Origin of the sequence: Terrimonas sp. (assembly GCF_003075435.1) — a bacterium.
Lineage (GTDB): Bacteria > Bacteroidota > Bacteroidia > Chitinophagales > Chitinophagaceae > Agriterribacter.
The window spans coordinates 585228-609491 of sequence record NZ_QCZJ01000001.1; the positions used below are offsets into that span (position 1 = coordinate 585228).

General features: G+C 40.5%; 24 protein-coding genes. 15 read left to right on the plus strand and 9 right to left on the minus strand.

The features are described 5' to 3' along the window. The first annotated feature begins 170 nt into the window (after nucleotides 1-170). From DC498_RS02415 to DC498_RS02435, 5 genes are all read left to right on the plus strand, one after another. Nucleotides 171-713 carry a hypothetical protein gene (locus DC498_RS02415; RefSeq protein ID WP_116872503.1) on the plus strand — a complete coding sequence of 181 codons (543 nt, stop codon included), beginning with the start codon at nucleotides 171-173 and terminating at the stop codon, nucleotides 711-713. After that, nucleotides 710-2029: a hypothetical protein gene (locus DC498_RS02420; protein WP_116872504.1), complete on the plus strand. Its 1320-nt coding sequence runs from the start codon at nucleotides 710-712 to the stop codon at nucleotides 2027-2029. The genes DC498_RS02415 and DC498_RS02420 overlap by 4 nt, the downstream gene beginning before the upstream one ends. 293 nt (nucleotides 2030-2322) lie before the next feature. Then, complete coding sequence (locus tag DC498_RS02425; RefSeq protein WP_116872505.1) at nucleotides 2323-2883, plus strand: DUF488 domain-containing protein; 561 nt, start codon at nucleotides 2323-2325, stop codon at nucleotides 2881-2883. Nucleotide 2884: 1 nt separating this feature from the next. Continuing rightward, a complete protein-coding gene (locus tag DC498_RS02430) occupies nucleotides 2885-3364 on the plus strand; it encodes a DUF488 domain-containing protein (RefSeq protein ID WP_116872506.1) in 480 nt (159 codons plus the stop codon). Beyond that, on the plus strand, nucleotides 3361-4023 hold the full coding sequence (locus DC498_RS02435; RefSeq protein ID WP_116872507.1) for a dual OB domain-containing protein: 663 nt from the start codon (nucleotides 3361-3363) through the stop codon (nucleotides 4021-4023). Before DC498_RS02430 ends, DC498_RS02435 begins: the two co-directional genes overlap by 4 nt. A gap of 119 nt (nucleotides 4024-4142) precedes the next feature. On the opposite strand, the gene DC498_RS02440 is transcribed toward DC498_RS02435, so the two are convergent. Continuing rightward, nucleotides 4143-4373, minus strand: coding sequence for a transcriptional regulator (locus DC498_RS02440; protein ID WP_116872508.1), 231 nt, complete (start codon nucleotides 4371-4373; stop codon nucleotides 4143-4145). A gap of 298 nt (nucleotides 4374-4671) precedes the next feature. Here DC498_RS02440 and DC498_RS02445 point away from each other — a divergent pair, with 298 nt between their 5' ends. The 5 genes from DC498_RS02445 (at nucleotide 4672) to DC498_RS26065 (ending at nucleotide 6879) form a co-directional block, all read left to right on the plus strand. Beyond that, nucleotides 4672-5154, plus strand: coding sequence for a hypothetical protein (locus tag DC498_RS02445; protein WP_116872509.1), 483 nt, complete (start codon nucleotides 4672-4674; stop codon nucleotides 5152-5154). Between the two features lie 51 nt (nucleotides 5155-5205). Beyond that, entirely contained in the window at nucleotides 5206-5808 is a 603-nt protein-coding gene (locus DC498_RS02450) for a hypothetical protein (protein ID WP_116872510.1), read from the plus strand. A gap of 162 nt (nucleotides 5809-5970) precedes the next feature. Next, complete coding sequence (locus tag DC498_RS02455; protein WP_116872511.1) at nucleotides 5971-6495, plus strand: hypothetical protein; 525 nt, start codon at nucleotides 5971-5973, stop codon at nucleotides 6493-6495. 7 nt (nucleotides 6496-6502) lie between these two features. After that, on the plus strand, nucleotides 6503-6676 hold the full coding sequence (locus DC498_RS26060) for a hypothetical protein (protein ID WP_165813725.1): 174 nt from the start codon (nucleotides 6503-6505) through the stop codon (nucleotides 6674-6676). 35 nt (nucleotides 6677-6711) lie between these two features. Then, a complete protein-coding gene (locus tag DC498_RS26065) occupies nucleotides 6712-6879 on the plus strand; it encodes a hypothetical protein (protein ID WP_165813726.1) in 168 nt (55 codons plus the stop codon). An 84-nt stretch (nucleotides 6880-6963) separates the two neighbouring features. On the opposite strand, the gene DC498_RS02460 is transcribed toward DC498_RS26065, so the two are convergent. Then, nucleotides 6964-7614, minus strand: a complete 651-nt coding sequence (locus DC498_RS02460) for a GldM family protein (protein ID WP_165813727.1) — start codon at nucleotides 7612-7614, stop codon at nucleotides 6964-6966. Nucleotides 7615-8644: 1030 nt separating this feature from the next. Here DC498_RS02460 and purL point away from each other — a divergent pair. Together purL and DC498_RS02470 are read left to right on the plus strand one after the other, a co-directional pair. Then, a complete protein-coding gene (gene purL / locus DC498_RS02465; protein WP_116872513.1) occupies nucleotides 8645-10867 on the plus strand; it encodes a phosphoribosylformylglycinamidine synthase subunit PurL in 2223 nt (740 codons plus the stop codon). 331 nt (nucleotides 10868-11198) lie between these two features. Further along, on the plus strand, nucleotides 11199-11981 hold the full coding sequence (locus DC498_RS02470) for a tetratricopeptide repeat protein (protein ID WP_116872514.1): 783 nt from the start codon (nucleotides 11199-11201) through the stop codon (nucleotides 11979-11981). A 52-nt stretch (nucleotides 11982-12033) separates the two neighbouring features. On the opposite strand, the gene DC498_RS02475 is transcribed toward DC498_RS02470, so the two are convergent. The 6 genes from DC498_RS02475 to DC498_RS02500 form a co-directional block, all read right to left on the minus strand. Then, the gene (locus DC498_RS02475; RefSeq protein WP_165813728.1) at nucleotides 12034-13242 is read right to left on the minus strand and encodes an Fmu (Sun) domain-containing protein; all 1209 of its coding nucleotides are present in this window, start codon (nucleotides 13240-13242) and stop codon (nucleotides 12034-12036) included. A 25-nt stretch (nucleotides 13243-13267) separates the two neighbouring features. Further along, complete coding sequence (locus DC498_RS02480) at nucleotides 13268-13657, minus strand: hypothetical protein (protein ID WP_116872515.1); 390 nt, start codon at nucleotides 13655-13657, stop codon at nucleotides 13268-13270. A 101-nt stretch (nucleotides 13658-13758) separates the two neighbouring features. Beyond that, entirely contained in the window at nucleotides 13759-14673 is a 915-nt protein-coding gene (locus DC498_RS02485) for a hypothetical protein (RefSeq protein ID WP_133176741.1), read from the minus strand. 54 nt (nucleotides 14674-14727) lie between these two features. Continuing rightward, complete coding sequence (locus tag DC498_RS02490) at nucleotides 14728-15543, minus strand: hypothetical protein (protein ID WP_133176742.1); 816 nt, start codon at nucleotides 15541-15543, stop codon at nucleotides 14728-14730. Nucleotides 15544-15573: 30 nt separating this feature from the next. Next, entirely contained in the window at nucleotides 15574-17133 is a 1560-nt protein-coding gene (odhB, locus tag DC498_RS02495) for a 2-oxoglutarate dehydrogenase complex dihydrolipoyllysine-residue succinyltransferase (protein WP_116872518.1), read from the minus strand. 44 nt (nucleotides 17134-17177) lie between these two features. Further along, nucleotides 17178-19967, minus strand: a complete 2790-nt coding sequence (locus DC498_RS02500; RefSeq protein ID WP_116872519.1) for a 2-oxoglutarate dehydrogenase E1 component — start codon at nucleotides 19965-19967, stop codon at nucleotides 17178-17180. 258 nt (nucleotides 19968-20225) lie between these two features. On the opposite strand from DC498_RS02500, the gene rpsT reads away from it, so the two are divergent. From rpsT to DC498_RS02515, 3 genes are all read left to right on the plus strand, one after another. Beyond that, entirely contained in the window at nucleotides 20226-20480 is a 255-nt protein-coding gene (rpsT, locus tag DC498_RS02505) for a 30S ribosomal protein S20 (RefSeq protein ID WP_116872520.1), read from the plus strand. A gap of 86 nt (nucleotides 20481-20566) precedes the next feature. After that, nucleotides 20567-21673, plus strand: a complete 1107-nt coding sequence (locus tag DC498_RS02510) for a carbohydrate-binding family 9-like protein (protein WP_116872521.1) — start codon at nucleotides 20567-20569, stop codon at nucleotides 21671-21673. After that, nucleotides 21670-22749, plus strand: coding sequence for a family 10 glycosylhydrolase (locus tag DC498_RS02515; protein ID WP_116872522.1), 1080 nt, complete (start codon nucleotides 21670-21672; stop codon nucleotides 22747-22749). Before DC498_RS02510 ends, DC498_RS02515 begins: the two co-directional genes overlap by 4 nt. Before the next feature lie 69 nt (nucleotides 22750-22818). On the opposite strand, the gene DC498_RS02520 is transcribed toward DC498_RS02515, so the two are convergent. After that, nucleotides 22819-23715, minus strand: coding sequence for a hypothetical protein (locus tag DC498_RS02520; protein ID WP_206197505.1), 897 nt, complete (start codon nucleotides 23713-23715; stop codon nucleotides 22819-22821). Between the last annotated feature and the right edge of the window lie 549 nt (nucleotides 23716-24264).

A 24264-nucleotide genomic window follows, 5' to 3' on the forward strand; every position in this document is an offset into this window, starting at 1 on the left:
CCAGTCAATAGAATGTATAATGAACTTTTATTTATTAAATTTAACAGAGGTTACGGCAGACGAATCACGGACTTTCGCCACATCGCCAAGCAGTATCGTTATCAGCAACTTTTTCAAGCAGTCTTCTAACTGACAATTTACTAAATTTAACCCTCGAAATCGTTCAATTAATGAATCAATATCACCTTGACATAACTATAACAAAACTCAAAGGGCCGACAGAGGCTCAAATTATTACATGTAACCAGTGGGCGGCAACTGGTCTCGACAAATTTCATGTAAATTCTGAAGCAGAGATTGAATTCGAGATTGATGGGGCGACTACTACTGCCAAGCTTTTGTGGGATTCCAATTTTTCAAAAGCTGCAATGAAAGAGGAAAAGGATATGGCAAATCATGGTGGTGTAGCATTAGCATGGTTTGCGATGTCTGTATTACTGGATTATGGATATGTGGAACAAACCGAAATAGGTGATGGAGTTGACTACCGATTTATGAAACAAGAACCAAATGATGATGATTTAAATTTTATGGATAATTTTCATCATGTAGAAATATCTGGTATTTTGCAAGAGTACAAGACAAATACTTTAAAAGGCAGAATAAAAGATAAACATGAGCAAATTGACAGAGGCGGAAAACGAAATGAGTCTTCTTCTGTTATAGTAACATTATTTAGTCAACCGAAAACTGTTAAAGAAATTCATAAGTGAAACCTAAGATTATTCATCAGGAAGCAATGGACTATTCCTTTAAAGCCAGACAGGCTTTAGAACAGGGGTTTTACGCTAATGCATTTGACTTATATTCTAAAGCGGCTGAATTAGAAAGTCAAGTTGCTGAATTTTATTTTGACAAACCCGACTTGGAGCCAACTCGAAGTGTCATTATACGGAGTGCGGCTTTCCTAAACATAAAAGCAGGTATGGTCGAGAATGCAAAGCGATTCATCTTTTTTGGGTTGCTTAACTCGAAAGATGAGCAGATACTAAGCCAGCTAAATAATGCACTTGAATTAGCTGTTTCTTTGGGACAAATGACTAACGATGCAGCAAGTCGGGAGTTTAATTATTTAAATCTTCTTAGACAACGAAGTATTCATTATGTAATTGAGCCTGCGACTCCAGTATTTGGACATTCAGTAAGTTTAGAATCAATTAGAGATTTTACTGCTGATTACTTAAAATCTTTAAAAGCATTTGCTACATCAAAACTTAGACAGGTTTTTAAACTTGGTGAAGAAATCGAGGATTCTTTTAAAAATGAGATTGATAAACTAATTAATCCATTAGTTACAAGTTCTTCTTATGGTAGTTTTAAATTTTCAATTGCTAACGACTTTCTTTCCCGAGAAGGGGAAAGCCAAGAATTGTTGGAACTAAAAGCAAATGTTGTTGCAAAATATCATAATGAAATATTTGTTAACCCTTTGAATGATGACGATATCCAGAAAATCAAAAACTATTATTCACCAGACGAAGTAAATGAAATATTTAAACCTTTAACTAGGATAAAATCAAATAGTTCACCTTATAAAGTTGGCTATTATGATTCAGAGGATTTTAATAAAAAGTTTGTAAGCAAAATTGTTAATAAACAGCGTCAGAAACTTTTAACATTCAAACCCATCACTCAAGAAGATATAGGAGAATTGGAGAACTCTATAACACACAGACGAAGTTCACAAGATGGTAAGGTTCATAAAACAACCATTTTTAAACAGCAAATGAAATCTGCTGAATGGAATTTTAAAACTAACCAAATTGAGCCAGCAGACCATTCACCAATTATTCTGAATGAAGATATTGTTGTAGACGTAAATTTTAACTCTAATACTGGTTTTACTGTTTCTTATTCTGACTTCAGAATTGAAAATACAAACATTGAGTACACCAAAGCTTTAAAAGGCTTCTACAATGAATTTTATTTTAAGTTAAAACATCTATCCAAGACAGATTTCAAAAATGACGAAGAACAAAAGGACTGGGAGGCTGGAAAAAAGCTAATCGGCAACCCTGATTTATTGTAATATTTAGATGCAAAACCCAAATATGCCGCTAACAATGCATTGGCAATATGGCGGAGTGTCGAACAATATTGTCAGCTTTTATTCGCTAATCAGCTTCAGTTTCGGTAGACGAATAACACCGAGCTGTAGAATTACAATGAACTTTCCTATTTCTAATCAGCATTTGTACATAGTCCGACGAATTTCAAGTTTCACCACAACCCTGAATGCTCCAATGTTGGGCGTCATTTTAAGACAACAGTGCCAAAACCAATAGAACAGACAGACAAGTAATATTTTCGTAAATTTGGCGTATGGAAAAGTTGCCGCTTTATACAATAGGGCATGGAAACAGGAAACCAGATGAGTTTCTTGCCTTGTTAAAAAATTTCTACATCGAATATCTTATTGACGTTCGCTCACAACCCTACTCAAAGTTTAATCCGCAGTTCAATCAAAATGAATTGAAATTCTTTTTGGAGCGCAACGGAATTAAATATGTATTTATGGGCGATAGTATTGGTGGCAGACCTAAAGACGCTTCTTGTTATGACAGTGAAGGAAAAGTTGATTATGAGATAGTAAAAACTAAAGACTTTTTCTTGCAAGGTATTGACAGATTAAAAACAGCGTATAATAAAGACATGAACGTCGCAATAATGTGTAGTGAAAGCAACCCTTGTGAATGCCATAGAAGTAAATTGATTGGGAGAGTTCTTTCAGCGGAACAAATATTCTTAAAACATATCGACGAAAAAAACAAACTTAAAACGCAAGCGGACGTAATAAATGAGTTAAACAAGGGTTATTCTGATACCACTTTATTCCCTGACGAAATAACTATAAATACTACATCCCGAAAATCATATATTTAAAATGGAATTTTTTACAATCGGGGTTTACAACTCAACAGAAGATGAGTTTTTTGATAAATTAATTCAAAACAATATTGATACTTTTTGCGACATTAGGCAACGAAGGGGCGTCCGGGGTGCAAAGTATGCGTTTGTAAATAGTAATAGGCTTCAACAAAGGTTAAATGCATTAGAAATTAAGTATGGGTACATACCAAACTTAGCACCGACAACAGAAATAAGGGCTCTTCAAAAGGAAATAGACGCTGAAAAGGGGGAACTAAAAAGCGAAAGGCAGGAATTAGGGAAGGTTTTTGTAATTGAATATAAGAATAAAATCTTGGGCCACTTTGACTTCGAGAAATTCTTTGACAACCTTGATAATATTGGAGCAACCCGAATTGCACTTTTCTGTGTTGAAGAACACCCCGAAGCTTGCCACCGCTCTATCGTAGCAGACAAACTTCAAAACACTTTCAATTATAAAATCACTCACCTATGAAAGAAGTAGTCTTAATTCTCTCTAAAACACAAATGAATAATAATCAAGTTTGTGTTGGTGGTTTAACGCCTAAAGGGAGATATGTAAGGCTTCTTGATGAAGATGGACACAACCAACCAGAAGATACAGATTTAGCCCCTAAGCAAGCATGGGAAATTGAATTCACAGAACGTCCTCATAATGTGCCGCCGCATGTTGAAGATATTCTTGTTAAAAATAGAATAAGAAAGGGCAATTTAAAAGACGGTATTACTATAAAAGACTTTATTGAAAAAAGAAAAATTCCAATTTGGCGAGGACATCCAGACAATCTTTTTGACAAATTAATTCAATGGACTTCAAGTGGCAGTGGATTTATTGACAAGGAAGGTGGAGTTCCAAAGCATAGTGTTGGTTTCTGGATAAGTGATAGAGATTTAAGGAAAAAAGATTACAAAGGAGTAAGATACCAATATCCTTCAACTAACTGTTGGAGAAGCATTAAATATAAAGGGCTTGACGAGCCTGTTGATATTATTCCGGCAGGCACTTTAATAAGAGTATCATTAGCAAGATGGAAATCCTTTGAAGAGTATGAAACACCGAAATGTTGGTTACAGCTTTCAGGTTGGTATGACTTAGGAATACAATCAGACGAAGATGACGACTTACTTTTTTGACAAATAAAAACGTGCTCTATCGCAGGCCTTAAACGTTCGCAGTAAGCACCACAAAAACACTATTAAGCGAAATAGATTCAAGAGCCCACTCGGACATAAGATGAATAAATGCAGAAAAACTATCTCTTAATCTCCCTAAAAAACTCCTCAAGCGTTAAATCTCTTGCATTGCACATCTTATGCAAGGTGTAAAGGCTAATTTTGTACGATGTATTTTTAAAGTCAATTATTTGCCGTATCGTCTTTTCATCTACATCATGTTCATCAGCAAAAGAGCGCATAGAACCTTCCCAACGGGCAATCCATTCTTTATTGATGTAGTTACATATATCGGCACTAAGATCAAGCATTAAGCAAATAAAAATCTTATAAAAAAATATTTTGCGGATTTTACCCCGCATTATTTAAAACAACGTATATTTGTTTTGAATAAAATATTTTCGCGATTACTTCATAAAAGTATTGAAGCATTCGCTTTGAATCTCGCATTAGAAAACTGGTAATTTTTTGCACACGAGATGATAAGCAGAATAGCCCACGACCTAGGCGTGAGCTCTCTTATCTGTGTGCGGGTATACCAGTACCTCTAATGCGGTAAGTTGAGTGCCACGCCTTTTTTGTGCGCGGCGCCAGCCCAAAACTTTTGTTATGAACAACGCCGTTGCCACACCTGCACAAAACACTAACATCCATTTTAACGAAACCCAATGGCTGCAAGCCCTGTTCCTGCTGGCAGATACCCAAAGCTGGCTGCAGCAAATGCAGGAGGGGCTTATCTGGCAACTGCCCGTAAAGCACCGTAAAAAGCTGCTGCGCAAAGGCTCCTACCTGAGCAGCAAAGCCCTGGCGCATATACTGGAGCGCCATTACTACAAAGTGCCGCGCCACCCGCTTACCGGCAAGTTTACCATACCCATACCGCAAATTGTAGCCTGCATAAGAGATGCCTGTCAGCAACCACCCCAACCTATGCCGCGCAGCCCCCACCTGCAGCGGGTACTGGATACCGGCACACCGCTCGGCTACGATACTTCAGGCAATACCGTAACCACCCTTACGGTCATTACCAGCACCGGCGGAGAGATCATCACCGCCTTCCCCGGCGTACTGCCGCCGCAGCAAGCCCTGTAAGATTTTCAAAACCTTATAGGTCTGTCTAAGCCTCACCTAAAAAATAAAAAGATGAAAACCAAACACCACAAAGACCCGTTTACAACCCAATGCTGGCTCTGCGAATGCATTACAGACCCTTACCAGGTAATTGCCCACTTCTTTGCCGAAGCGCATGTGCACCAATTTCGCAGGCTCATCAAAAAGCTGGTGTGTCATGCCAGCGGGGCAGGTGTATACAAAGGAGATTCGCCCGGCGATATACTTTTATATAGCAAACTCATCCGCTCGCTTATAAAAGCGGTTTATACTTTGAGGCATACAAAGCACAGTGCGGTAACCATTAAAAAAGAAGAGCTCTTTAATAAAAAATACTATTGCAGCCATTACGTTAGCGCCGATGAATGGAAGGAGTTTCCACGCCACCTGTCTGAAAAAGAGTATAGTAATCCCTACCGGGTATTTCAACAGTTTTTCAGCTACCAGTCGCTCAACAACTGGCTGCAGTGCTGGGAGCAGGTAGTGGAAAATGCCCTGAACAGTGATACTACTGCTATAACAGCCCCGCTGACAGTGTGCACCCATTTAATAAAGTTGGTAGAAGCCGCGCACCTGGTTGATGTAAGGGAGGTAACGCATGTGGGTGAATATTTGAAGAATGGCAGGGCATTGTAATTATAATGGCATTTGCGCAAGGGGGATGGTTCTACTTTACACTATTTTCCGTACTGGTGTGTCTTTACCCGCCCTGGTTCATCCTTCTCCGGCACGTGAGACATGAACTGCGGCGGCATACAATAACTTGCCAAACAGCCCCGAAAATCGTAAATTCGTGAGGTGAAAAAACGAAAAGAAACAGGACTTGATTTTGAGGTAGATAAACTGACCAACTCGATTGAAAATGTAAAATCGGGAGACAGTTTTCCAACCGAAATTTCATTATTAACAAAGGCTGATTTAAAACCCCTGACAAAGAAAAATGGCTGGCAATTTAATTGGGCGAGTGAATTTAAAGCTCCGGCAAGGGAAGTTTACAAACTGACAATTACAAACAATCCAGGCATTATTCAAGGTATTATAAGTTTGGAAGTAAAGACCGACCATGTTTATATGCACCTGATTGAAAGTGCGCCATTCAACATTGGAAAGAGCAAGACTTATTTAGGTGTTCCGGGAAATCTGGTGGCTTTTGCCTGCAAGCTATCATTTCAGCGTGGCGGGGAAGGTTATGTTTCGTTTCTTTCTAAAACCCGGTTGATTGAGCATTATGAAAAGACCTTAGGAGCTGTGCATTTTGGAGGACGCAATATGGTTATAACAACAGAAGTAGCATTAAAATTGACAAATAAATATTTTAAATAGCATAAAAATGGGACTGATAAAAGAACCACTTGACGTAGATTTTGTAGTTGATCCAAGACCTTTGACAAAGGCAGAAGAAAAGGCTATCAGCGACTTCATTCGTGCTGATAAAGAGAAGCGTAAACTTAAAGAACTTAAGAAAAAAGCGACTACAAAACGAAAAGTAAAACAACCTGCCTGATAAAAACCTCAAATCGCGGACATGACATTTGCAAAATGAAAAACAAAACAAAAGAATTAGACGTGGATTTTATTGGTGGACAAAGCAAGCCACTAACCAAAGAAGAGCAACTTGCTATCAGTGCTTTCATTAAAAAATTGAAAGAAAAACGTAGCAGAACGAAAAAGCGGAAAAAAAATAAATCAGAAAAACAACTTACCTGATAATCCACACGAACCACGGCGGAGGCAGGCACGATCGGATATTACGCCTGCAGGTGTGGAATTCATGTAAGCAAAGAAGGTAGACTATTCCGTAACTTTATATGAAAGCATTTTTAAACCAAAAGGTTTATCGTCAAAATAGCGAACAGTAATGTCTGAAAAAATAATTTGATCGTTGCTTTTCAAATTGTACAAATGCTCAAGTAATACCGGATTATATCGTGCCCCTGTATTATTGATTACAGCAAAAGTGTTATCGTTTCTCATTAATGTTACTTTGTAACTCAAAACTTCAAAAGTTGCACATATATTACTGTTGACTTGCAGGGCTCTTACACCGCCCATTGCTATCAGCATTTTTTTATTTACAGTGTCTTTATCTATATTTCCAACCATCGGTTCTGGCGCCGGGAGCTGCTTAACCCTGAAAAACATTTCCCCTACTTTCTTTAATTTCCTCTGATATTTTTTGTATAAGGTTATTTTAGCTGTACCCGGCATTTCGGGTAATACAATATATTTACAAGAATATTTATTCGCATCTTCGGCTGAAATAGTTCCGTTATCCGTTTTCACTATTAAATGTTTACAATCAACGCCATCTACCACAACAGCCACAGGATTTTGAACTCGTGCATAAAGAAGGTTTTCATTCTCATTGCTTACTAAAAAACGTTGCGCTGGTAATTGTAACGTAGACAGTATGAAAAATACCAGCAACTGGCATATACGCACAATATAATATTTTTAAACTGGTTGAATCTAAAACCAACGCAAGTGTAGTACTATTGTTGCTATTCGCTTCTTAAAGGAAAGATAAAGTTTAAAGGAAGAATGCAGAGACGGTTGAGTGGTTATACTTTTTATTAAACTTTTACAATTTACCGGAAGACATGACAGCGCGGCAATCTTATCAGTTTTACATCATTCCTCTTCTATACTGGTATGTGTCTTTACCCGTCCTGGTCATCTTTCCGGCACGTGAGACATGTGCCGGGGCGGTCAGCAGTCTCCTTCATAATTGAAAGGCTGGGATTGCTTCGCCGCGAAACAGCATGACATTGCAAGTTCCTGTAGGCGGCTCGCAATGACGGCGAGGGGTTGAGTAAATGTATACTTTGCTTTAGTGCAAGATTGTAACAGCAAAACACTTTTGGTCTCTGCGAACCCACCCTCATGGAGATTTGAATTAAAAGAATGTTACGGCGGGTGAAGCAGTCTCATTCATTATTCAAAGCGTGGGATTGCTTCGCCGCGAAACAGCATGATATTACAAGTTCCTGTAGGCGGCTCGCAATGACGGCGAGGGGTTGAGTAAATGTATACTTTGCTATAGTGCTGATTGTAAAAACAAAACACCTTTATCACTGCAAACCCACCCGCAGGTTGTATGGAATTAAGCGAATGTTGCGCGGCGAAGCAATCTACAAAGGATTGCAGGGCTGCCCGCTGTTCGTCTTTTTTCTTCTGATGAGTCGGCTTACGGAGAACATTTCCACACATTCGCTATCAGGACCGGTTACAAGATTCCCGGAAAATAAACAGCTGTGAAAACCATAGCTAACACTGTGCCTTGCTGAATAGCGTTCCGAACGTACAAGTGAGTGACACAACAGACGATGATAGTAGCAATGTAGCCCGGCCCATAAAAATCCCCTTCTTCTCCACAGCTTATCCCGAACATCCCAATATCCCGTCATCCCGGTCTAAATCCCGGTCGCTTTTCGTAATTTCGCCGCTTCCTATACTTTGATACATATTATACATGGAAACAACAGTTGAAACAGCCGAAAAATTAGGACTTCGCCCGGATGAATTTGAGATGATCAAACAGATACTGGGGCGCACACCGAACTTTACCGAACTGAGCGCTTACTCTGTAATGTGGAGTGAGCATTGCAGCTATAAAAACTCTATTAAGTGGCTGAAAACTTTGCCCCGTGAGGGCGCGAAGCTGCTGGTGAAAGCCGGCGAGGAAAACGCGGGGCTTGCCGATATCGGCGACGGCTGGGGCGTGGTGTTCAAGATTGAAAGCCATAACCACCCGTCTGCCATTGAGCCTTTCCAGGGTGCGGCAACCGGCGTGGGCGGTATTCACCGCGATATTTTTACGATGGGCGCAAGACCGATAGCGGCGCTGAATTCGCTGCGCTTCGGTAAGCTTACAGAAGAAAAAACGCAGCACCTGATGAATGGTATTGTGCATGGTATTGGTCACTATGGCAACTGCTTTGGCGTGCCTACCGTGGGCGGCGAAATATATTTTGAAGACTGCTATCATACCAACCCACTGGTGAACGCGATGAGCGTGGGCGTGGTAAAAGCGGGGCAAACCGTGAGCGCTACTGCTGAAGGTAAAGGCAATCCGGTGTTTATTGTGGGTTCTGCTACCGGTAAGGATGGTATGGGTGGTGCGGCTTTTGCATCTGCCGATATTACGGAAAGCAGCGTGGAAGATTTACCCGCTGTGCAGGTAGGCGATCCCTTCCAGGAGAAAAAATTATTGGAAGCCTGCCTGGAGCTGATACCGAAAGGTGCGTTGGTGGGTATGCAGGATATGGGCGCTGCGGGCATTATATGTTCTACCGCGGAGACCAGCGCCAAGGGCGGCGTGGGTATGCGCATTGACTTAGATAAAGTGCCGATGCGCCAGGCGAATATGAAGGCATGGGAACTGCTTTTAAGCGAAAGCCAGGAGCGTATGCTGATGATCGTGAAGAAAGGTCGTGAAAAAGAAGTGCTGGAAGTATTTGAAAAGTGGGACTTACCCTGTTCGCAGATCGGCGAAGTGACGGATGGCGGTATGCTGCAATTTTATATGCATGGTGCACTGGAAGCGGAAGTGCCGGCAGAGAGCTTAGTATTAGGTGGCGGCGCACCGGTATATGAAAGAGAATATCGTGAACCGAAATATTTTGCGGAGATCAAAAAGTTTGACCCGGCTTCGATACCTGTGCCGGAGGATCTGAAAGCGGTGGCGGAGAAAATTATCACTATTCCGAATATAGCGTCCAAACGCTGGATATATACGCAGTACGACAGTATGGTGGGCACTGGCAATACATCAACCAACGCACCCAGCGATGCGCAGATCGTGAAAGTGAAGGGTACTAAAAAGGGTTTGGCGGTTACGGTTGATTGTAACAGCCGCTATGTATTTGCCGACCCGTTTGTGGGTTGTATGATCGCGGTGAGCGAAGCGGCGAGGAATATTGTTGTGAGCGGTGGCGTTCCGCTGGGTGTGACCAACTGCCTGAACTTCGGTAACCCTTACGACCCGGAAGTGTATTACCAGTTTGTATATGCTATTAAGGGCATGGGTGAGGCTTGTAAAAAATTTGATACACCTGTTACGGGTGGTAATGTGAGCTTTTATAACCAGCATCCGGGTGGCGCGGTATACCCCACACCTACCATTGGTATGGTGGGTTTGCTGGAAGATATTGATGCGAAGATGACGCTTGATTTTAAGCAGGCGGGCGATGCTATTTATTTGCTGGGTGAAGTGAATGATGATATCAATTCGTCGGAATATATACATAAGCTGCACGAGGTAGAATATTCTCCTGTGCCGCATTTTGACCTGGAAGAGGAATATCGTTTACAGCAGACCGTTAGTAAGCTGATCGGCAGCAAAGTAATTGCTTCTGCGCATGATTTAAGCGAAGGTGGTTTGTTTGTTACGCTTTGCGAAAGCGGGTTTAATAATGATCTTGGTTTTGATGCTGCTACCTCTGCTAAGGTGAGGCCGGATGCTTTTTGGTTTGGGGAATCGCAAAGTCGTGTGGCGGTAAGCGTTAGTGCAGACAATATTACGGCATTTGAAAGGATAGTGAAGGAAAGTGGTGTGCCGTTTATGAAAGTGGGCGAGGTTACAGATAGTGAGATGATTGTTGATGGTGCCGTTTGGGGTGATATTGGGGACTGGAAGGAAAAATATGATACGGCTATTGAAAAATATATGCAGCGTGAGGAGCAGTATATATAGTGGCGTGAGGCATGAGATGGTCTGCGAAGGAATATATTACCCGGAAACCTGTTAGTTCTTATAAAGAACCATTAAGGAATGAATGTCGTTTGCTTAAGAAGGCATAGTTTTTTTAAGGTTAAGTTGCTGATTGCCTCAAGCCGGCGGGCTTCGTATCCGAAACACCCCTGCTTTTTGCTTTGAAGAGACCTGTCAGCTTCATATCATTGTTCATCCATTCCTTTGATCAGCGGTAGTACAAATCTCACGCAAAAAAAGGTGGCTTATTCGGATACTGGTAACAGTGCGATAAATCTCTGCGTTGCTGACAAATTAAAAGTTTTATGAGCTCATGGCTAAATATTATGTACCAGGAATTATTACGGCTATAACAGTATTGTTTTTTTCATGTAATGGCAATGCTGATAAGACCAATAACCCACCCGGCAAATCGGCTGAACTGATACTATTGGAAAAGCAGGTATTGGCTCGCCCGGATTCTGTGGGACTACGCTACCAGTTGATGAATGAATTGCTGAAAAATAATTTATATGAAGCAGCAATGATGCAGAATGATACATTGCTGAAGGATGATAGTACTAATGCTGTTTTCTGGTACCGGCGGGGCGCTATCCAGTTGAATAAGGGTGATACAACTGCTGCTATTACTTCCTTGCAAACAGCCATGCAAAAAGAGCCGATGTTTATGGAGCCGCTGCTGGATATTGCTTCAGTATACGCGGCGCGGTCTGACAGTAATGCGATCACTACCACGAATAAAGTCATACAGATCGCTCCCGATCCACGCATTAAATCTGAGGCAAAGTTTATACAGGGTTTATACTACTCTAATATTAACGATAAAGCCAGGGCGCTTGCGAGCTTTGATGAGTGCATTAAGAATGATTATACTTTTTTGGATGCGTATGTGGAGAAGGGACTATTACTCTACGATTCAAAAGACTACAAAGCGGCATTAGCTGTATTTGAGCAGACCATACAAGTGAGCAATACTTTCGCCGAAGGTTACTACAATGCCGGACGATGCGAAGAAGCGCTTGGGAATAAGGAAGAGGCTAAATTGTATTATGAAAAGGCATACGGGCTGGATAAAAGCTTGAAAAAGCCAGAGTGAGCGTCCTTCACAGGTCTTGCGAAAGGGCAATACCCTTTAGTCAGTAATCAAATTATCCTTCCACATCTTTTCTCATCAATGCACCAAACATTGTATCTGCTCTCTCATTATAACCTTTAATAACATGCATCTCTAGTAATTCAAGATTGAATTTTTCTCCTATCATTTCCACAATTGCTTCATTCTCCTTTTTAAAAACAGAACAGGTAATATATAAAAGATAGCCGCCGGGTTTTATAAAAGGTATAATATTCGATGTGATTTTCTTTTGCAGATCAGTATAGTGAGCAAGTTTATTTTCTTCCCAGAAATATAACTGCTCCGGCGTTCTGCTCCATGTGCCGGAACCTGAGCATGGCACATCACAGATCACGAGATCATAGCCTGACGGATCAGCAGGAATATTGCGCTGTGCAAGATCAGCAATAAAAGATTTATACCTGTTTATACCTGCTCTTCTGAATCTTGATTGCAGGTTTGCTAATATTGATTGTCTTATATCAGACACCGTTAAATCTACATTGGTCAGGTAATCTTTTGCGAGTATTGATTTACCCCCGCTTGCCGCGCAGCAATCCCATATTGTAACGAGACGATTGTAATTATCTTTAACCGGTTTTAGAAATTCACTTACACGCTGAGAACTATAATCCTGTACAACTACTTCTTCATCTGGCGAAACTATAGTATCAACCTTTGTAAGATTGGGCAAAGCCAGTGCATCTCCATTCTTTGCAGAAAAGCTGATACGGGCATCTGCTATTTTTTTTATTACATTGGATTGATGGCCAGGCCGTATGCGGAGAAACAGATCCGGTTGTATAAAAAACGACCGGCAGAATTGATGATAGTCGATATCATTGCTCAGCATTTCCCACCATGGAAAAACATTATTGATCTCAATTGGTAAACCGGCATCTTGTAAAAAAATACATTTTTCTTCTATCGGTAAATGAACTTTATCATTCCAGTCAGGCGCAAACGCTTCCAGTATTTGATCCGGCTTGTCAGTACAAACAAGCAAACCCGCTAGCATATATTGCTTCAAGAATTCATCATTGCCGTTTAGCGAAAACCTATCAATGATCTTGCCAAGCCGGAAATAACAGTAACAGATATGCGCTATTTGTTTCCTGTCTTTTGAGCCATATTTTTTGTTCGCTGAAAAAAATGATTTCAGGAATACAGACAGTGGCAGATCACCACTATAAGTTTTTATAATGCCTGCGGCTGTATTAAGATATGAATGAAATTTGCTCACCGAATAAAAGTGAGGTTATATAATGCTATTGATAATAATAGGAAATATTAATTTTCTCATTTGTCAGCAAATCTGTTTCAACCGCTTTAACGGGTTTTGAGTTGTTGTCAAATTCATATGAATATGAAATGCTTTGCGGAATATCGGGATTATCCATCCCAAGTAAATTATTGGGTGAACTGAATCCATATGATATAAACCCTTCCAAAGCGCCTCCTTCTATACCAAGATCTAATGCTGAAAATCTATCGCCATAGGTAAAAGTTAAAACCTGCGGTGGATCATTAGTGTTAATATGATCTTTAAAAGTAATGCTCATTTCAGCAATATTATTTTTCGCATCATAAGTATATACCGTTTTTTGTAATTCAAAAAGCTGGTTTCCATTAAGCTTATCCTCTCTACATACAACCACTGTCGTATCCGGTCTTTACTATCATAACCATATACAATACTATCTTTTATTATTGTGTATTATAGGAAGCTGCACATAGAATAGTTTTTAAACAGTTGTGTTTATTGATAATAGAAATAAGCGATTGCTTTCTCTAATGAGGTATTATAAGTTGCGTCAGCTTTAACAGGGTAATCATCTATATCATATAAATAGGTTATCCTGCCAAGTTCTGCCCCGCTGCTAACTTGTTTTACCGGGTTATTCGGAGAAGGGGTACCGATAGAATGTATACCCATTAAAAGCGCTTCATTTCCCAAAGAGGCGAATGGATTTCTTTTATCATCATATTCTAATAAAAGATCCCTGAGAGGGTCTCCATCGTTGTCAAAATTTTCATTATATAACATTTTGATGATATTTCCATTCAGATCATAAACATACTCAAACCTTTGTGCTTCAAAAACAACATTCGTTAAAATATCTTTTCTAAATCTTTGATAAAGTACAATATGATCTTTAGCATCATAGGTATATATAACGCTGTCTGATATTTTATCATCCTGATCGGGATATATAGGAACAAGATTAATTGTTTCTATGCCGGAAGTATAATGTTTTGATATGGGGTCATGAAATAATTCCAGCACCGCACTATCTGTTCTTTCAGGGGTATACCCTTCATAGTATGTGTATACAGTTGTTATCCGTTTTATTATTCCGTCTGCATCTCTGTAAAAAATATGTTCGGTGTTGAAATAATAATCGTTATCAAATCCTTCCCCAAATGACTCAGACTTTACGCTGATCACTCTTTTGTTTTGATCATAGGTATATGTATCAACTATGGAATCCTTAGGATAGGTTCCTTCATAGTAAACCGCTCGTATCAAAAGTTTATCCTTAGGGGTAGATGTAGTATCTGAAACAGGCGGATCAACTACAGGGTCATCATCCTGTTCACTTGAAATTTCTTTGGTGCATGAAACGCTGAAAAATATCATCATCAGCGCTATTAAGAGTCTATGTGCTTTCATATTAATATTCTATTCCTTGAATTTGCTTTGAATACCCTTTTTATCAGCAACCGGCTATTGATAGTAAAACGTATAGCTGGTCTTTTGATTGGAAGGCAGTACAATAACCTCGCCGGTAACAGGTTTATCGCCCGGGCCCAACGTGAGATTGGTTAATACTCTAACATCCTGTCCATTACCTGCTTGATCTATTACATCAAGCTGCTTCAAATTTTTGTTGAGCTGGTTAGGTATACCCACCAGCCAATAGTTTTGCGAAGCCGTTACGGAATGCCATAAATAATCCGGCTCATCTCCGTAAGTATATTTCAGTGTTGCAGTAAACTCGATTGAACCACCACCAGAGGAAGAATAAATATCTCTTTCTATTACATTTCCGCTACTATCGTACACAAATTCATTACGTCCTGTTAAGATGCCTGATGTAAATGTTTCATTACTCATCATTTTTGTGTCGTCAAAACTATAGGTGGTACTATCTACCCTTAAATATCCCAGGTTTGTTGACGTAATACTATAATCATACTCCAACCCTACCGGGTCAGGATAATGTATGGCTGTTCTGATGGTATCATAAGCAAACCCGGACTGTGTAAGCTGCTGTTTAACGTTAATAATCCTGCTGGTAAAATCTCTTGTAAAGTTGAGATATTCATAATAGGTGTCACCTGCCGAAATACCATCAGTAACTACCGTTTCCAGCCGGCTGAGGTTATCGTAATAATAAAATGTAATCAGCGTATCACCATTAGTAACTGCCACGGCACGCCTGAGTAACCCAGCCACATCATTACGGCCGTTTTCAACACTCAACTCCTTTTGACAGGACGCAAAGCATACCACTAACATTATTATAATTACAAGTCTCATATTGCGGGCAGGAACAGATTGTATTTACGATTATACTTCCAGCAAAGTTTTTACAGGGTCTTTACCAAACAATAATAATTCAGGATTTTCAAGCAATTCTTTTACTCTTACCAAAAAGCTCACAGACTCTCTTCCGTCAATAATTCTGTGATCGTAGCTTAGGGCTATATACATCATTGGTCTTATTACTACCTGTCCGTTAATAGCCATCGGTCTGTCCTGTATTTTATGCATACCGAGTATAGCGCTCTGTGGCAGGTTAATAATAGGAGTGCTCATCAAAGAACCGAATACCCCGCCATTGGTAATGGTAAAAGTGCCGCCCTGTAATTCTTCCATCGTTAACTTGTTATCACGGGCTTTGGTAGCCAGTTCAACCACTTTCTTTTCAATATCAGCCATGCTAAGGCTTTCTACATTTCGTATAACCGGCACTGTTAGCCCGCGTGGTGTGCTTACCGCTATGCTGATATCCGCATAATCATGATACACTAATTCTTCGCCATCTATATAAGCATTTACTGCCGGCCATTCTGCCAATGCTATTGCACAGGCTTTCCCAAAAAAGCTCATAAAGCCTAAGCCAACGCCGTGCACTTCCTTGAATTTGTCTTTGTAGATCTTTCTTATCTCCATCACCCTTGTCATATCCACCTCATTAAAAGTGGTGAGCATGGCAGTAGTGTTTTTTGATTCAACCAAACGCCTGCTGATGGTTTTGCGCAGGCTGGTCATTTTTTCTTTTCGCACATTTCTGCCAAAAAGCTCCTGTCCGTTAAAAGGCTTTTTACCCGGGTTTGCCAGCGCGGCCAATACATCCCCCTTTACAATTCTGCCTGCTGTGCCGCTTGCGGTAATACTTTTAGGATCGATCTTTTTATCGGCAATAATTGCAGCGGCAACAGGAGTTGCTTTAACATCCTGGGTTGCAGGTTGCGTTGCAGCGGGCTGTTGCTGTGGTTTTGCTTCGGCTTTTGGTTGTTCTGCTTTTACCTGGTCAGGCACTGCCACATCAGTATCAATAGAAGCAATGCTTTCTTTTATTTTTACAACATCGCCTTCTTTTGCTTTTGTGCTGAGCCTACCGGATTCTTCAGCGTTTAATTCAAATGTAGCTTTCTCGCTTTCCAGTTCTGCAATCACCTCATCACGCTTAACGAGGTCCCCATCTTTCTTTAACCACTTTAATAAAGTAACCTCACTGATCGATTCTCCTACAGTTGGCACTTTTACATCCAGCACGCCTTTACCCACCGCTTTTGCTGCAGTTTGCACTGTGGTAGCTGCAGGCTCTTCTTTCGCCACTTCTGCCGCGGGTGCTTTAGTTGCTACCTGCCCGTTGCCGGAAGGCTTTGCTGCAGATTCATCAATTTTAGCTAATACAGCGCCTATAGCAAGCGTGTCTCCTTCGTTAGCTGCTGTTGTAAGTATACCCGCCTTTTCAGCATTTACTTCAAAAGTGGCTTTTTCGCTTTCCAGTTCAGCAATAACTTCATCTCTTTCTACATACTCTCCATTCTTTTTAACCCATTTTAACAGTGTTACTTCACTTATTGATTCTCCTACTGTCGGAACCTTTATATCAATCATGTTATAGTCAGTTTATACTAATGTATTCTTTATTCTGCTTAAAGTTATATAGAAAACGCGGTTTCGATAATTTCACTCTGTTCCTGAGCATGTATTTTAGCAAAGCCAGATGCCGGGGCAGCGCTGCTTTCTCTGCTGATCACCCCATAATTTATCTCAGGCAGTCCTAATTGTCTTAAACCACCATTCAGGTTCATTTGTAAAAAGGACGCGGCACCCATGTTTAAGGGCTCTTCCTGCACCCAATACCATATTGCCTTACCATATTTACTGTATAAAGCAGATAAAGGTTTGTATGGAAGCGGATATAATTGTTCTACACGCACCAGGGCCACATCCTTACGGTTGTCTTTCTGCTGCTTTTCTGCCAGATCAAAATAAATTTTTCCTGAACAGAAGAGCACTTTTTTTACATCAGCAGGATTAGCCACAAATGCATCATCAACCACTTCCCTGAACCTGCCGGAGGTGAATTCTTCGGCAGGCGAATAACTACCCGAATGACGAAGATTTGCTTTTGGTGAAAAATTGATCAGTGGCTTCCTGAATGGCCATGCCAGTTGCCTGCGCAATGCATGGAAAAAGTTAGACGCCGTGGTAATATTGGTAACTACCGCGTTCAGCTCAGCGCACATTTGAAGAAAGCGTTCCATTCTGCCGGAACTGTGTTCAGGCCCCTGCCCTTCATACCCGTGCGGCAATAACATGACCAACCCGTTCATCCTGTTCCATTTTTCCTCGCCAGCCATAATAAACTGGTCAATCATAGGCTGGGCAACATTACAAAAATCTCCAAACTGCGCCTCCCAGACTACCAGTGCATTAGGATTGGCAAGACCAAATCCATATTCAAAACCAAGCACGCCATATTCGCTCAAAAATGAATTGAATATCCTGTATCTGCCGGTTGCACCGGGAATACGGCTCAACCTGTTGTATGGCTCATCTGTATTCTCATCACGAAGCACGGCATGACGATGGGAGAAAGTTCCCCTGCACACATCCTGCCCGCTCATACGCACATCTTTGCCATCCAGCAATATACTGCCATACGCTATCAATTCACCGGTAGCCCAATCCAGCTTATTTTCTGTTTCAAATAATTTAACCTTATCCTGGATGATTTTTTCAACCTTACGAAGCGGCGTAAATTTTTCCGGCCACTTCATCATGGCGTCAAATATATCTTTAAAATTTTCTTTGCTGATACCGGTTTCAGGAGATTGATCAAAGTCTGCATCGGTAGCCTTGCGCAATTGCTTCCACCATTGATCCGGCTGCGTATAGGTATAAGGCAAGGGATTTTGCTTTACCTCATCTAACCTGTCCTGCAGATCATCCCAAAACTTTTTTTCCATTTGCTTGGCCAGGCTTTGTGCTTCCGGCTCGCCATGTTCAAGTAAATACTTCACATATACTTCCCTCGGGTTAGGATGCTTATCAATAAGCGCGTATAAAGTAGGTTGGGTAAACTTAGGATCATCGCCTTCATTATGACCATGCTTCCTGTAGCACACCATATCAATAAAAACATCTGACTGAAACTCCTTGCGGTAGCGTGCTGCAATTTCAGCACATTTAACTACAGACTCAGGATCATCGCCATTTACATGCATAACCGGCGCCTGCACCATTGCTGCCAGCGAAGTACAATAATCCGAACTTCTTGCATCATCAAAATCAGTAGTAAAACCAATCTGGTTATTGATCACAAAATGTATTGTTCCGCCGGTATAATAACCACCCAGTTTACACATCTGCAGCACTTCATACACAATACCCTGGCCTGCTATGGATGCATCACCATGTATCAGTATCGGTAATACTTTCTCATAATTGGCCTCGTGCAACACGTTTGCCCTGCCTCGTGCAAAACCTACTACCACGGGATCTACCGCTTCAAGATGCGAGGGGTTAGGCATTAGTTTCAGGAACATGGGTTTGCCCGAAGGTGTTTGCACTTCGCTGCCGAAACCAAGATGATATTTAACATCGCCGCTGCCCATCGTCTGATCAACCTTGCCGGTACCTTCAAACTCGCTGAATATCTGGTTATAGGTTTTTCCCATAATATTTGCCAGTATATTCAGCCTTCCGCGGTGGGCCATTCCTATCACCACTTCCTGTACATCAAATTCGGCTGCTTTGTTTATAATGGCATCCAGGGCTGCAATGGTGGTTTCACCACCTTCAAGCGAAAATCTTTTTTGACCAATGTATTTTGTGTGAAGGAATTTTTCAAACATTACGCCCTGGTTAAGCTTTTCGAGTATTCGCTCTTTTTGTTTAAGCTCAAGCGGCCTTGTAAAGTTCTTTTCCATTTCAGTAGTCAGCCAGTCTACTTTTTTCTGATCACTGATATATTTAAATTCAATACCTACCTTACCCGCATAACATGCTTTTAAATGGGCAAGGATTTTCCTTAAAGTAGTGGTTCCTAAGCCGATAAGATTACCGGCAAAGAAATTTTTATCCATATCATCTTCGGTAAATCCGAAAAAGGCCAAATTGAGGTTTGCGCCCCTGTCTTTGCGTACCCTGATGGGGTTGGTATCTGCTATAAGATGACCTTTATTCCTGTATCCCAGGATAAGCCTGTAAGCACCCAGTTCCTTTTTCCAGTCTACCCCATCGGTAGTGGTATAAGTGGCGCCGGCGGCAGTTTTAGCAGATGAACCGTTTACAGCAGGTTTTACATTAGCAACGGCAAAATCAAAACCTTCAAAAAATTTTTTAAAGTCGGGATCTACACTATCCGGGTTTTTCACAAAATCTTTATACATGTTTTCTATGTATGCCGGATCTGAGTTGGTTATATACGAAAAATCCTTCATTGGGCTAACTTTTGAAAAGAGGCACAAACCTACGAGATTTTGACGAAATGGCTTGTAAAACAGCCATCAAAAGCAGGCAGTTATGCATTATTTTTAAAAATTTAAAACATTGTTATAACGATCGCTTTTCTCAATAATTTTCAGGCGGGTATAAAAACTGCAGAATAACAGTAATAATGGTGTTTTGCAGTATTTTGTTTTATAAAATTTGGAATATATTGTTTCTCCACTTACCTTTGCCGTCCTAAAAAAATAAGTATGGCTAATCATAAAGCTACGAAAAAGGATGTGCGCCAGGCGGCAAAACGCAGAGACAGGAACCGTTATTACGGTAAAACTACCCGTAATGCCATCCGTGATCTGAAGGCTATAACCGAAAAAAGCGGAGCGACAAAAGAACTTCCTTCTGTAGCAAGCATGATTGACAAGCTGGCAAAGCGTGGCGTTATTCATAAGAATAAAGCAGCTAATATTAAGAGCAAGCTTGCTAAAAAAGTGAACACACTTGCATAAATAATCATAAAAAAGTATTGCAATGCATTCCTATGACCGGAATGCATTTTTTTTGCCCATACCTTTCGTTTTAAATCAATCTGCCAATGCTGAAAATCAAACGGGCATGCTTATCATGCTTTTTTTTATCCGGAATGCTTACAGTTTCAGGACAGGATATTTTCAAAGGCTATGAAAATCTTTTTACTGAGCCAACGCAATACACCGTATTCCATACTACCGATGCCATAACCATTGATGGCAGAGCCAGTGAGAAAACCTGGGAGGCAATACCATGGACTGCTGATTTTGTTGATATTGAGGGATCCCGGAAACCGCTGCCTGCATTACAAACCCGCATGAAGATGTTGCGTGATGAAAATAACCTGTACATTTTTGCTGAGCTTGAGGAACCGCATGTATGGGCCACGCTTACAAAACACGATGCGGTCATTTTTCATGATAATGACTTTGAATTATTTATAGATCCGGACGGAGATACGCATAATTATTTTGAAATAGAGATCAATGCGCTTAATACCATATTTGATTTGTTTTTATCAAAGCCTTACAGAAACGGCGGTGCATTACTTACTACCTGGAATACCGAAAATTTAAAAACCGCTGTTCAGATTAACGGTACATTGAATAACCCGGCTGATACGGACAAGGGCTGGACAATTGAAATGGCAATTCCGTTTGCCGCTTTACGCATTGGTTCACATTTTCATACAGCTCCACCTGCCAATACTTTATGGCGCGTAAATTTTTCAAGAGTGCAGTGGGATACGGAAATTGTGAATGGAAAATATAAAAAGAAAACAAATGCTTCCGGCAAACCATTGCCTGAACATAACTGGGTTTGGTCGCCGCAGGGGCTTATCAATATGCATTACCCTGAAAGATGGGGTTATATAAGATTTGCCGGGAAAGATGAAAAGCCGGGAAATGTTCTTTTCTTTTTACCGGAAGAAGAAACCATGAAAAAATATTTATGGTTGTTGTATTATAAGCAAAAAGAATATCAACGCAGCAATAAGGCCTATGCAAAAACGCTATCGGCACTAAATATTCCGGCGCTTATTACTACCAGGGCAGAAAATAAATATATCTTTAAGCTGGAAGCCAATACTACACAATTTACAGGCACAATTATTCACAACGATAAAGGAAGCTGGGCAATAGATCATAATGGTAAAATCATAAAAAAATGAATAAACGGAATTTTATAAAAACATCTTTGCTTGCAGGCGCTTCAACACTTGCCTCTCCACTGGTTTCTAAAAGCAGTCCATCTTCCGTAAACTATAAAAAGAATAAAATAAAACATTGGGTGTGGATCAACCCCAATCCTAACGACCAGGAAGAAACATTGCAACAATTATACAGCGCTTATTATGACGCAGGCATCAAAGGCATTTTTTTTGAAGCAGACAGTGAAAAACATTACCGCATCGCTAAAAGCAAAAAGCTTGAAGCGCATCGCTGGATGTGGACAATGAACAGGGGAGAAAAAGAACTGCTCGCTGCGCATCCTGAATGGTATGCCAAAAACAGGAAAGGTGAATCATCCGCGGATAAACCTCCGTATGTTGGCTACTATCGCTGGCTTTGTCCTTCCAGGGAAGAGGTAAGGAATTATATTGACGCACAGGTAAAAGAAATTTTACAGAAGGATTATGTTGATGGTATTCACCTGGATTATGTTCGTTATTGCGACGTAATTCTTCCTATAAATCTCTGGAAGAATTATAATATTGAACAAACCAAAGAATTGCCTGAATACGATTTTTGCTATTGCGATGTTTGTATAGAAAAATTCAAAGCGTTAAAAGGTTTTGATCTTCGCCAGCTGCAATATCCCGAACAAAACCTTTCATGGAGAAAATTCAGGTATGATAATATAACTGCAGTAGTAAACCGGCTGTCAGATACAGCACATCAATTTAAAAAGAAAATTACCGCCGCAGTTTTTCCAACACCGGAAATAGCAAAACGCAATGTGCGGCAGGATTGGGTAAACTGGGATCTTGATGGCGTATGTCCAATGATATATCATGGCTTTTACAAAGAAGACGTGAGCTGGATAGGTGATGCGGTAGCAGAAGGCGTTAAAGCACTTCATGGCAGTTTTCCTTTATATGCAGGTATATTTATTCCTGATTTTAACAACGATGAAGAAATAGCCGGTGGTATACAATACGCATTACAGAACGGAGCAGCCGGTGTTTCCTTCTTTGGAAAAGTTGATGACCGTATATTGAATATATTAAGATCAGTAAAGGCATAAACATAAAAGGGTGGCATCTTCACCACCCTCCTGCTGTTGTTACCATACACCTCCTTATACCAATATATTTTAAGGGGTTGGCGCCGGTGGCGCATCTTTTACTGCTACAGGCCAAACTTTTGGAGCAGGAAAGCTCACGCCTTTATTATTTCCACGTTCCATTTCGTCATCACCAAAATAATATAGTGGCCAACCTTTGTAAGTAAGTTGCTTTTTACCGAATACAGTGATAGCACCAAATAATGTTTTATCTAAAGTTGAGGGAACAACAACCTTGTCAGTTTCATAAATCGGCCAGACAGCATTATTAGAAAAATCAGGGTTGGTGAATTTGTTGAGGTTGGCGCTGTCTTTTGCAAAAGTGTATAATGTTATGCCCATAGCATCAGAAAAATATAAAGTCTTTCCTTCTCCTTCTGTATAATCACTTTTATATTTTTTTCCGTCATGCCCTACAAGCTGTGCATTCACAAGCATAATAGAATAATCGGGTTTTGCAACATACCAAACATTATTAAAGCCTTCTCCTTTTATTTCACCCGGGCTTTCTCTTATGTTAGCGCCACTAACAAGCGGCGCATAGTAATATAATGGCCAGGATTTGTACGTTGTTTGTTTGCCGCCGGATGAAGTTGTAATCTCAGCAAAATCTGCTATATCAAGCCCTTCACCCAGGCTCTCCTGCGTTATATCTCCTGCATAATATACAGGCCACAATGCAGCGCAACCGCCCGAACAATTGTTTTGCCCATTATAGTCATTTGAAAAATAATACAACGTATTACCTAAGGTGTCTGTAAGATATGAACCAAGATCAGTGGTGGATGCAAGTAAAATTGCCGGTTTCTTTTCCGGCGTTTCAGGCTCACTGTCTTTAGCACAAGCCATAAACAAAACACTTAACAAAACAATATTATAAAGCGCTTTTGTATACAATGGCCGATATTGCATTTGTGAATAAAACATACAATAGAGGTTTTAAATGAATGTATAAGCAATACCAGTAAACAGCGCTGTGGTGGTAATTAATAATACTATAATCCGTGGTATACTCTTCGTAAATACAAAAGGAAAGGTTGCGCTGTTTAAAAATCTATTTGGCAGTAGTACCATCGCCCGGCATAGCCCTCACTCGCGTTAGTGCGTTTATACTACAGTCTCCGTGTTGGCTCAGTTATAATGACATCATTACGTATGAATTGAAATCAGGTTTCCTGCGTTGCCCCGTGTGTATAATGATTTAGCATTACAACAAATACTTTTTATAGAATAGCACACGGAATACACTGATAGTACTGATAAACACCGATACATTCCGTAAATATCCGCCATATCCGTTTTATCTGTGTTCCATTCTGCGTATTGGGCATGCCCGAAGTTATTTTTAAATAACCCCTGATATATTTCCTGCCACGAATTCCGGTGTTCGCATCGGCGAAACAGGATTTGCTACACAAAGAGCCACAAAGCATGCACAAAGTTACACAGAGCGATTTATTATTCTTTGTGGCTCTT